General features: G+C 59.8%; 4 protein-coding genes. All 4 read left to right on the top strand.

Translation table 11 applies throughout. The features are described 5' to 3' along the window. Positions 1 to 25: 25 nt before the first annotated feature. The 4 genes from HMPREF3170_RS10505 (at position 26) to HMPREF3170_RS10490 (ending at position 11933) form a co-directional block, all read left to right on the top strand. Positions 26 to 4144: a YPDG domain-containing protein gene (locus tag HMPREF3170_RS10505; protein WP_070479563.1), complete on the top strand. Its 4119-nt coding sequence runs from the start codon at positions 26 to 28 to the stop codon at positions 4142 to 4144. Positions 4145 to 4170: 26 nt separating this feature from the next. Beyond that, positions 4171 to 5478 (top strand): AAA family ATPase, encoded by a 1308-nt coding sequence (locus HMPREF3170_RS10500; RefSeq protein WP_070479561.1) that lies wholly within the window; start codon positions 4171 to 4173, stop codon positions 5476 to 5478. Further along, on the top strand, positions 5447 to 6301 hold the full coding sequence (locus tag HMPREF3170_RS10495; RefSeq protein WP_141742285.1) for an HNH endonuclease family protein: 855 nt from the start codon (positions 5447 to 5449) through the stop codon (positions 6299 to 6301). Before HMPREF3170_RS10500 ends, HMPREF3170_RS10495 begins: the two co-directional genes overlap by 32 nt. Positions 6302 to 6854: 553 nt before the next feature. Next, positions 6855 to 11933 carry a Rib/alpha-like domain-containing protein gene (locus HMPREF3170_RS10490; protein ID WP_070479558.1) on the top strand — a complete coding sequence of 1693 codons (5079 nt, stop codon included), beginning with the start codon at positions 6855 to 6857 and terminating at the stop codon, positions 11931 to 11933. The last annotated feature ends 219 nt before the right edge of the window (positions 11934 to 12152 follow it).

The following is a 12152-nucleotide window of genomic DNA, read 5'->3' as shown; positions in this document are numbered from 1 at the left end:
TTTTTGGAGATGGAGTTGTCTGCGCATGAACACTTCCCGGTTGGGCATGGCGGTGGTTGCTGCGGTGGTGGCGTCGTCAATTGTGGTGCCGCAGGCGTCGGCGCAGATTGATGTGGAGGCGGCGAAGCCGTTTCTGAACGTGGTTGCGCCGGATTATGCGCAGGCGCTGCATTCGACGGAGGCGCTGTTTTCGCCGGGGAATCCGGATGATCCGGCGACGGTGAGTGGTTCGGTGAAGCTGCCGATGGAGGTGGCGCGTTCGGCGCGGACGGTGAGTGCGTCGGCGAAGGTGCTGACGAACCGCAAGGGGGAGCCGCTGGGGCGGCCGGTGATGGTTGATGATGGTTCGGGGAATTTGACGCCGGCGTTGCATCCGGGGACGTGGGCGCCGGTGCGCCGCGAGCCGATTCGTGTGTTCGCGCAGTGGTATGAGGGCGTGTATACGGAGCATTCGTCGCCGACGTTTTATACGGAGGTGGATGAGAACGGGAACTTTTCGCTGAAGCTGCAGCCGTATGTGGATGCGCGTGGGGTGGAGCGTGAGTTTTTGGCGGATGCGACGGTCGGCGTGGTTGGTTCGGGTGATCGCGGGCGTGATCAGTTGCGTGAGAAGCTGCGCGTCTGGGTGGAGCTGCCGGAGAGCGTGCGGGATGACTACCGCCTGATCCATCAGCCGGCGGGTATTGTGCCGCCGACGAATTGGTTGGGCAATGTGACGCCTTCGTATGAGACGAATGGTTGGTGGCGTGGCGGCAAGGTGAATGGCTTCTTCGTGGCGTACCAGGACCGGAGGAACTCGGCGCAGCATCTGAAGGACCGCTCGAAGTGGGTTGAGAATGACGGCTCGGGAACTCCGTTTGGTGTGTACACGGGGCAGATGTTTTGGAATACGGTGGATACGCCGTATAACCGGCGCTACCAGGAGTCGATGACGAACAATGCGGGGGATGCGCCGGCTGCTGGGATGATGGTGGTCGGCTCCTACTTGTCGGATGAGGCAGTGGCGAAGACGCTCGAGTATGGCAAGAAGCAGTTCGGCAAGAAGGTGCGTAGCCGATCGTGGACGCCGGAGGATGAGAAACAGCTGCAGCTGTGGATCAATGAGCAGATTGCGAAGGACCAGAGCTGGATCGCGGAAACCGCCGTGACCACGACGGACGAGAATGGTGACTTTAACCTGTACTGGCGGGGTACCTACGGTGACACTTACAGCTATCCCGGTCTGGTAGGAAGCTGGCATCACCGGGTTGCGGAGTCGTGGGATGAGGGCTCGTGGGCCAAGGGCAATATGTATTCCAAGCACATCAACTGGGAATGGACCTATATTTCGATCCTGACACCGGACGGCAAGGAGCTGCCGAACAACGTTGGTGCGATCCACCCGTGGGCACTGGGCTACTGGGGCGGCCCAGGTCCGAGTGGTGGCTACTTCGACTACTGGTCGGGTTCGGATGTGCCGTGGCTGAAGGCCTGGGCAGGCTCGGCGTACGCGGGGTCGACGCTGGTGAGCTCGCCGCGCTACGCCTTATCGACGGCCCCCTTGAAGTTCCACGTGGAGAAGCGGAACACGTTTAACAACTGGGCGCCTCCGGGGGAGACGGTTCGCACGTTTGGTTCGGGCGTGCCGCTTTCGAAGGGATTGAGTTACAAAATCGTCTGGTATGACGACGAAGGCGAACGGGTTCACGAGTGCAAGGCAACGACGCCGGATGACCAGGCGCGCATTGCGTCGTGTGACTTCAAGGTGCCGGATGATGCGAAGCAGGGCGATACGTACATTGCCCGCCTGTTCTACGCGTCGGACGCTGGCAACGTGCAGGCGATGTTGGCGCAGGATTCGTTTGCGGTGACGCACATGTTCCTGGAGTACGGGGATCCGGTTGAGGCGGCCGTCGGTAGACCGGCGGAGGCCACGCCGAGCTTTGATAACCCCGATTCGAATCCGGTGGAGGCGAAGCCGGAGCGCGCGGAGTTCCAGCTGGGCTCGCTGCCGTTCGGGGTTGACGCGTCCCAGGTGAGCGTGGATGATGAGGGCGTGGTCCGTTTCACGCCACGCATGGACCAGGTTGGCGAGCGCATTGAGATCCCGGTGGAGATGCTGGACCCGAGTAACAAGATCCAGCGTTATGATGCGCAGGGTTCGCAGGGCCCGGGCTCGCGTCCGGTGTCGGCCGCGATTGCGACATTCGTGCCGCACGTTGCCCAGTACGCCTTGGAGTACAAGGAGCAGCAGGTGGAGCCGGGGCAGACGGCGAAGTTCCCGGCACCGACGTTCGATGATCGCGCGACGAAGAAGCGTGAGAAGCTCACGTTCGAGGGCACCCAGTTCGAGCTGGAGCGCCCCGTGGAGGGCGTCACTATCGACGCCGACACCGGCGAGCTCACGGTCGATGTTTCGCATCGCCAGCTCACTGATGTTGAGGTCCCGGTCGTGGCGCACGTCCCGTACGAGGATCCAATCCGCGGCGTGGCGAAGGTTCGCCTCCGCATGCCGCTGCCGGTACTGAGCACGGTTGAGCAGCAGTCAGTAGCGGCGGGTGCACACCAGGAGCGCCTGGTTCCGACGGTGGAGCACGCCGGCAACGCACAGGCTCGACTGGAGCGCATCGGTGCCGAAGGGAAGTCTGTTGAGGGTGCCTCAGTAGACCTGGACCTGGATTCTGGCGCGATGCTGCTGACTGTCCCGGTGGAGACCAAGCCTGGCGACGACTACGTGATTGTCGTCTCCGCGCTCTCTACCGGCGAAGAGATCGGCCGCATTCCGCTGCGCGTTACCGAGAACGTCGCGGACCTCTACACGCCGAAGTACCAGGGCGCGACGACGAAGGCCAACGGGGATATCACGCTGGACAACCTGGGCGATGCCCTGCCGAAGGATGCAGAGGTCTCGGTCAGTGGCCCGCTGGACTGGGGCGTTACCGTCGAAGGCGACGCGGTGAAGCTGCACGCGCCGAAGCACGCGACCCCGGGCACCGTGGTCTTCGATATCACGGTGCGCTACAAGGACGGCTCCTCCGACGTGATGCCGGTGCGCGTCCGCGTGGCCGCCCCGGTCACGACGACAGCGCCGACCTCCACCACACCGACCTCCGCCGCTCCTACGGCGACGGTGCCGACGTCCACCGCGACGCCTGAACCAGCACCGGTGACGACGAAGGGGACGTCGACAAGCGAGGCGACCTCGCAGGCCCCGACCACCCCAGCGACCGCGCCGGGCACCACCCCAGTGCCGACCACCTCGGCGGCCCCGATTCCGCCGGCGGACGCCCGCGCGAACTACGCCGACCCGAACAGTGCGCTCGGCCGCGTGCCGGTTGACATGGGCGGACGCGCCATGACGCGCGATCCGTTCGCCGACTCGCTGGCGCTGGTGCGCAGCTACGAGATGCACGCCCCGGCCGGCGCGCACGGCTGGGAGTTCACCCTCGACGAGAACACCGGCCAGATCCACGCGGTTGCACCGTCGCAGGAGTTCCTCGCCGCGCTCTTCGAGGAGGCCTATGGCAGTGCCCGCGACGGCGTGGTGCAGCTGCGCCCGCCTGTGTGGGCCCAGTTTGCGGTGGATTTCCAGCACGTGCTTCGCCCGGCGGTCAACGTGATCGTCGAGCACGAGGACGGCCGCGTCGAGCTGGCCACAGCAGCCTTCGAGCTTCTCGACGCCCACAAGCACCCACTGCTCGACCGCACAGCGGACGCCGACGGTGACGGCGTGTCCAACCTCGACGAGTTGGAACAGCGCACGAACCCGTTTGCCGTGCCAGCCCCGACCCCGACCTCGGAGCCGGAACAACCAACCGAGACCACTACGCTTGCGCCCACGACGGTGCAGAAGCCGGATTCCGGTTCGGAGCGTTGGGAAGTGGAGAAGTGCATCGCGGTGTCCGTCGCTGCTGGCGTGCCGCTGCTGTTGCTGCTGCCGCTGGGTATCGCGGCGCAGGAGATCCCTGGCGTGCAGCAGGCGCTTGCTCCGATGCGCAAGGCGATGGCCGACGCGTTCGGCCCTGGCGGCCAGTCCGGCGTGAAGAACCCGGAGATCGCGCTGGCTGGCGCGGGCTTGCTGGCGTTCGGCGTGGCGCTCAGTGCTTTGATCTACACGCAGTGCGGGCCAGAGGTGAACAAGGACGGGCTGAGCAGTAAGCAGTAGAGGTCGGTTCCGGTATAGTCAAGCGCATGTCTGAGTGGAGGTTTGAAACCCTAGAGCTTGAGAACTTTCGTAACTACGAACGGTTCTCGCTCCACTTTCACGAGCGCTTGACTGTTCTTACCGGTGTGAACGGTGCCGGAAAGACTGCAGTGCTGGATGCATTGAAAATCATCCTTTCGGTGCCAGTTGGGGTTTTCGGCTACCAAGCAGTTGGAATCAAGCAGGACGACGCGCACTTAGCGCCACAGTTGGGAAACAACAACCGCGTGTCTCAGGTGGAACCGTACTACCCGGTGTCCGTCAATGCTGACTTGGTATGTGGCAATGAACGTTTTGAGATGACGCGCTCACTCAACGGGCCGAAGCGGAAAACAGTTGGGGCGAATTCTGAATTCCGGAAGTACTGTGAGTCCTTGAAAGAGGAGCTTATCGCGGACGCGAGTATGAAGACCGCTCCGCTCCTTGCAGCGTATGGTGTCGAGCGCTTAGTGAAGGAGATTCCGCGCAAGGCGTCTGTGCCCACTTCCCGTCTATCGGCCTACGACAATGTGCTGGATCCTCGTTCGGATTTGAACCAGCTTTCGTCATACATTGAATATCTGGACGCGCAGCGCCTCGACGCGCTCAGCGCTGACGAGTCTCTTAAGACGAATGCCGATGCACAGCAGCTGCAGTCCATCTTTGACTCGTGCAATAGCATCCTTGAGCCAACAGGGTGGGGGAATGCCCGGTGGGACCGGAAGGCGAAGTCCGTGGTGCTTACGCACAAGCAACATGGGACCCTGCCACTTTCTTTGATGGCAACTGGCACGAAGATTTGTGCTGGTCTAGCGCTTGATATCGCTACTCGTATGGGCCGACTCAACCCACACCTTTCTGGTGAGGAGCTGCGGCGCCAGACTCCCGGCATCGTGCTCATTGATGAAGTGGACATGCACCTACACCCATCGTGGCAAAGGAAGATTTTGCCGACGCTGTTGGAAACCTTTCCCGCCGTACAGTTCATCGTGACGACGCACAGCCCGTTGGTCATTGCCAACGCGGAGACAGCATCAGTCCGGGCTCTCGTAGACAATGAGGCGCACACACCCGAGTATGCACAGGGCCTTGATATTGAGACGGTAATCGAACGAGTCCAGGGGGTGGATCCTACACCGGATACAGCGAACCGCAGGATGCTCACCACCTATATGGAGATGGTTCACGCCGGGCAAGGCAATAGTGAGGAAGCCCTTGGATTGCGCCGACGGATTGAGGAATCCCTCGGCGGCCTCGACCTTGTACCAGAACTATTGGAAGCAGATGCGTATCTGTTTCTTGAAGGTGACGGTTAGGGGGGAACCGACAGTGTTTATTCAGCGCCGTCAGGACAACCAAGAAGAACAGCAGCTGCGCGCAGAGCTTCAACGTGCGCTTCGCCAGGGCTTGGAGTTCCATGATTACCCAGGCAAGGATAAGCTCCGCGCATTTCTGCTGAATCGCCAAGGCCATCGGTGTGCTTATTGCGAGCGAAGGATCAACGACAAGCGGCGCACCTCAAAGAAATCTCAAGCAGACACGCGCCGCGCTCCAACGAATAAGATTGAGCACTTTCATCCTCAGAGCAGTGTGACTGCTAGTGATGAGTGCAGGGCTGCTGCGGGATGCAACGAATTGCACGAATCTTCTCTGGAACTCACCAACTTGCTCGCGGTGTGCGCAGGGCAGACTGACTTTGCGGGTGTGGTGAGTCGCCACTGTGATACAAGCAAAGCCAACACTGATATTTGTGCCCAGTTGAAAAACCCAAACACCGCCGAACAACGCGATCCATCGGCTCCTGAGCTGGGCAGCCTGGTTGTCGTGGAAAGGGACGGAACGGTGCGCCCAAACCCGGCATATTTTCCCGGCGAAGAGGAAATGAAGGCCGCGCAAGACGTTCTCAACGATGTACTCAACCTCAACGCCATTTGGCTGAAGGAGGCTAGGGCAAAGCTGTACGCACTCTTGACACGAGGCCTTGTTAGCGCGATCAAAGAGCAGTCGCGCAAGCACCACAACGTGAGCCGACGCCAGCTACGCCAGAAGATTGTGAGGGCGCGACTCAAAACGCTTGAGACGAAAGCACCGGAGTTTCCGTCGGTCTACCTCAGCTTCTGCGTGGAAAACTCGCAGTAGACCGCCTTATATCAACTATTAGAACGCCCCTATTAGGGGGCCTTTCGCGCTTCTTGGAGATTTCTCGCCATCACTTTGGCTGATCTTTGTCTGGAAAACTCGGGGAGGAACTCGTTTCGGCAATTACCTGATAAGACGCTGAACTAAAGGTCTGATGCAAATGTCGTGAGCGCTACGTTTGTGTTTCGTTCGATGTGTTTAGGTTTTATTCCCGTTGGGGCTCAAAGAATGTTTGGCGGTAATCCGCTTGGCTGCTGTTGAAAGTCAAAAGAAATAGGGCCGTTATCAATTCATTCTTAAAACGCTTTAACCAAAAGAAAAGTAACCGGCCGGGGATGGGGTTTCAGTTTGAGTCGATGCAGGCTGCCGTGGATTACGGTCGAATAGGCGCTGAATACGGGCGGAATTGCGCAAGTTTCTCGCGAAAAAGGATTCCTAGAACAGTGCACTCCTGTCGATATTGTTTAGTTTCGGGAAAGGTCTGTGTGCCTTATTGACGGGCACGGACACAACTTTCTGGACATTCAGATCTTCGGGAAGAAGGAAGAAACATATGCGAAAGAGCATCACGGCACGTCGTGGCACTTCGATTGCTGCCGCGGCGTTGTCCTTTGCACTGGTGGCCCCGCTGGCTCAACCTGTTGCGTTTGCACAAGACAACCCGCCGGCTTCTGCTGCTCCTGCCTCAAGCGCTGACAAGGGCGCCCAGCAAGCAGCAGCGAACGATGCCGATCCGTACGGCGCGATCTACTCGCCAGGCATCAGCGGTGGAAAGCACACGATCAGCGGCATCGCCATGGTCTTCGACCAGTTGCCAGGCAGCTCGTGGGGCCCGAGCTTGCCTGAGTACGGCACAGCACTTCCAGCTGCGAATTCGGGGACTGGCGCGAACTTTAAAGGCGCTACTGTCTACGCACAGTGGTTTGAAAAGCCTGACAAGTCAGCCACCGGTGGCGAACCTAACGTTGCTTCGCCTATCTATAAAACGACGGTCAATGAAGACGGCACGTTTGCGATTAACATGCGTCCGTACCTGGATCCGACCGGCCAATATCGCGAGTTTTGGGCGCAGTACGCTTTCACTGCAGGAATGCGTGGACAGCGGGTAAAGATCTGGGTTGATGGGTACGACCGCAACGAGTTCCGCGCTGCGCGTGGCTACGGTGAGCGCGTCATGCCCGATGGAACGGTTATTGATACCACTGGTGGTGTCTACTGGAATACCCCGACTGGGTACGTGTCCAGCGCGCACCAGCTCTTCGTCCGTAAGTCGAAGCCTGAGGAGATGCTTGGGTCAGAATCCGGATGGCGTGAGGTCTCAGAGCAAGAAAAGAAGATGCCGTGGTCGAACGGCGGAGCCATTACAGGTAAAGCGTACTGGAACCTGAACCAAGGTCTGGGCAAACAGGCTCAGAAAGATCTGGCTGGTTCAAGCGGTGACCGCAAGGTCAAGGGTCTGAAGGTTGTCGGAGCGTATCTCTCCGACAAGGCAGTGAACGCGATTACCAAATACGCTGAGGAGAACCGTGGTTCTGAGTTCCAGGACCACACCCTTCGCGGTGCAGGTTGGGATATCCAGGACGAAACGAAACTCCAAGCGTGGATCCGCGACCAGATCAAGCAAAACCCTGACTGGATTGCAGAAAAGGTCACCACGACGACGGACGGTAATGGCGAATACCGCCTGCAGTTCAAGGGGACGTATGGCATTTTGCCGAACAAACCGGGGTACGTTCCGGAGGAGCTGGCCGGAACGGTAGCGAAGGACGCGGCCGATGGCACGTTCACGGCGAACACTGCGTATCTCTATGCTGACGCCAAACACGTGAACTGGGACTGGATGTACGTGGAGGCACCCGACCTGCCAGAGGGAACGTCCAACATGGGCGCCTGGCGTGGAAACGTGTGGCAGGGGTTGACGTCCACAAACTGGGGTGTGTCGAACCTGGCGACGTCTGAGCCAGCCGACCAATTCGATATGCGTGGTATGCAAGCAGTACTCCGCACCCCTAACTACAACATTTCTTCGTGGGACATGGTCCTGTTCCCGAACCGAATCAATTTTGAAGTAGCAAAGTACGATTCGAAGACGAAGTTCGCGCGGAAGGGTGATTCTACGTTCGCGCAGACCGCCAGCTTGCCAGCGGCGGATATGAACGCGTTGTATGAGGTTGAGTGGACGGACTCGAACGGCAAGGTCCTGCAGGTCTGCAAGGGTGCCGATTCATCAGGCAAGCTGCTTCCAAGTGGTGAGGGCAACGGCCTCACTGCGTCCTCTGCCGGGACGTTGCCGAACTGCCCTGTGAGTGTTCCTGAGGACCTCAAGGAAAAGACCATCTACACGGCGACGCTGTATGGCTTGGACGAGAACGGTGCACGTATCCCGCTTGGGTCCGACTCGTTCACCGCCGTGGTTGGCATTGCGGCAGAGGTCGGGCCGGAGTACAAGGAAACCCCTGCGCGTATCGGCGAGGAAACCTCGTCAAAGCCTGCGACGTTTATTGACCTCGAAACGGGTGAGGCGATCCCTGCTGATGACAAACGCTTAGAGGGCGCAACGTTTGAGGTCGTCGAGGATGCGATCCCAGAGGGCTGGGTCGTGGCTGTTGACCCGAAGACCGGTGCAGTCACATTCACGGCTGGTCCGAACGGACGTGACGGCCATGCGCTCAAGCCTGGTGACATTGAAGAAATCCCTGTCCGGGTCACATACTCCGACGGTACGACGAACGGCGCGATTGCACCTGTGCGTATTGCTGGTGAACGCGACGAAGTTGAACCAGCCTACGATGAGCAGCGTGTGGTTCCAGGAACACCTGCTTCGACTGAGCCAAAGTTCTTTGCTCAGCAGCTTGATGGAACTGTTACGGAGACCGCCGTAGAGCACCCTGAAGGTGTTTCGTTCAAGAAGGATCCAGACTTTGAAACCCCGGCCGGGTACACGGTTGATGTAGATCCCGCGACCGGAAAGGTCACGGTGACTGCTCCGGAGAAGCCTGCCGATGACACGGCTGAGGTTGTCACGGTGCCCGTCGTTGTTACCTACAAGGACGGCACGGAAGATACCGTTGAGGCGGTGTTCAAGCTTGACACCGATGGTGACGGTGAGCCGGATGTCACGGATAAGGATGACGACGGCGACGGCATCGATGACGTCGATGAAGAGAAAGCTGGCACGAAATCGAAGGATGCAAACTCTGCGCCGTCGAGTATCAAAGATATTGACGACGCCACAGTCACCGTCCGCGAACCCATTACTCCGATCGCAGTGGTGGTTGAGAAGCTACCAATTGGTGGTTCCGTTGAGGTCACGGGGCTGCCGGATGGCCTGAAGTACAACAAGGAGACGGGCCAGATTGAGGGCACTCCGACAACGCCGACGCCGAAGGATGAGCCTGCTGAGGTGACCGTGAAGGTTCTCGGCGAGGACGGCGAACCGGTCGTTGATAAGGATGGCAAGCCGGTTGAGAAGACCTTTAAGATCACGGTGCAAAGCCAGGCTGGCAAGTACGACCCGCAGGGCAAGGACCAGGAGGTTGCGAAGAACTCCGAGCCGAAGGCTGAGGACTCGATCGCGAACAAGGACAAACTTCCGGAGGGCACCAAGTACACCTGGAAGGATGCGCCGAAGACCGACACCTCTGGTGACAAGAAGGCTGTCGTTGTTGTGACCTACCCGGATGGTTCCACCGATGAGGTGCCGGTGACGGTGAAGGTTGCCAAGGATCAGGCTGAGCAGTTCGACCCGGAGGGTAAGGACCAGACGGTGGAGACCGGCAAGAAGCCGGAGCCGAAGGACAACGTCAAGGATGCGGACAAGCTGCCAAAGGGCACGACGTTCGCATACAAGAAGGAACCGGATACCTCTACCGCTGGTGACAAGCCGGTCACCGTCATCGTGACCTACCCGGACGGTTCTACCGACGAGGTACAGGCCACAGTGAAGGTGGAAGATCCGAAGACGGAGGATCCGAAGCCGAAGCCGAAGCCGGAGCAGCCGAAGAAGTCCGACGCTGACACATACGAGCCGCAGGTCCAGGACAAGACCGTCGCGCCGAATGAGGTGCCGGAAGCCAAGGACCACGTGACCAACGTCGACGAGCTGCCGGAGGGCACGACCTTCGAGTACGAGCAGGCTCCGGACACCTCTACTGAGGGCGACAAGCCGGTGACCATCGTCGTCACTTACCCGGATGGCACCACCGACAAGGTTAATGCCAACGTCAAGGTGCAGAAGAACGCGACCGACGCCGACAAGAACGACCCGCAGGGCCAGGACCAGAAGGTCGAGACGGGTGGCACCCCGGATGCGAAGGGCAACATCAAGGACGCCGACAAACTGCCAAAGGGTACGTCGTTCAAGTACAAGGAGACCCCGGATACCTCGAAGCCGGGCGTCTACGACGTCACTGTTGTTGTGACCTACCCGGACGGCTCCACCGACGAGGTGCAGACGACCATCACCGTCGGCACCGACGCTGAGCGTTTCGTGCCGGAGTACGACAAGGTCACGGGCGTTCCGGTTGATGGCGAGAAGAACACCAACGACCCATTCGGCACCAAGGCGCCGGTGAAGAGCGCTGAGGCGAAGAAGCCTGAGGGTGCTGAGAAGTGGGCGTTCACCCCGCAGGACAACGGCGTGCTCACAGCGAAGGCACCGTCGATGACGGACGTCTCCGACGAGTTTAAGGCGAAGCTGCCGGAGCTGAAGAGCACTGACGTCGAGAAGCGTTGGGACAAGTTCTTTGAAACCTTCACACCGTTCGCCCGCCCGGCTGTCGAGGTTGACTTCACCTACGAAGACGACTCGAGGAACAGCGCGACCGCCAACTTCGACCTGATCGGCAAGGATGGCAACTCGCTGCTGGATCCGAATGGTGACTTCGATGGCGACGGCGTCACGAATGAAGCTGAGGTCAAGGCTGGCTCCGACCCGGCGAACGACGGCGAGAAGCCAGACACCACCGCGCCGACAGTGAACCCGATTACGGCTGGTGACACGAAGATCTCCGGCAAGGGCGACCGCCCGAACGAGACGATCATCGTCACGCTGCCGAATGGCAAGGAACTTGAGGCCACGACCGACGCGAACGGCAACTGGTCCGTGAACCTGCCAAAGGGTGTTGAGCTCAAGCAGGGCGACAAGGTCAACGTGAGGGACGGCCATGACAATAAGGCGAAGACCGTCACGGTTGCTGGCAAGGTCAACGCTGGAGCCTGCGCAGCGACTGCTGTGGGCTTCGGTCTGCCGCTGATCGCGTTCCTGCCGCTGGGTCTGGCTTCCCAGATCCAGATCCCGGTCCTGAGTGACCTCGCTGGTCAGGTTGAGGCTCAGCTGCAGGCTGCGAACACCCGCATCCAGCAGCAGGCTGGCATCTTTAATCCGGAGATGGCGCGCCAGGCGGAGCGCATTAACGCGCAGCTGCGCACCGTCGGTGCGGACCTCGGCATGGTTGTCGCTGGCATCGCACTGATCGCCGCTGGCGTCCTGGCAGGCACGTTCATTTACGACGCCTGCAAGCCCGGCGGCCCAAGCTCCTCTGTGAAGGACCTGGAGCTGAAGGGGTCCTCCGGTAAGACGACGAAGTTGTCGTCGGAGCCTGCAAAGAAGGAAGGCAAGTCGACGAAATAGCCAGTTGCGCGCGATCCGCTTTGCACCCCCGAGTAGGGGGCCGGGTTGCGTGAAGCTGGACTGAATATCCGATAAGAAAAACTCAAGCTGTGGTCCGTTACCGAATGTGTAGCGGGCCACAGCTTATTTATTTTATGAATTGGGCTATTTGAAGAAGAGGTGTACCACACATGTACTTTTGCGCCGGAAAGCAGGTGTGACAACGTTTCGGGGGGGGGG

Origin of the sequence: Corynebacterium sp. HMSC08D02 (genome assembly GCF_001807505.1) — a bacterium.
Classification (GTDB): Bacteria; Actinomycetota; Actinomycetes; order Mycobacteriales; family Mycobacteriaceae; genus Corynebacterium; species Corynebacterium pseudogenitalium.
Note: the sequence above shows the minus strand (reverse complement) of the source record. Positions and strands in the feature narration are given on the sequence as shown.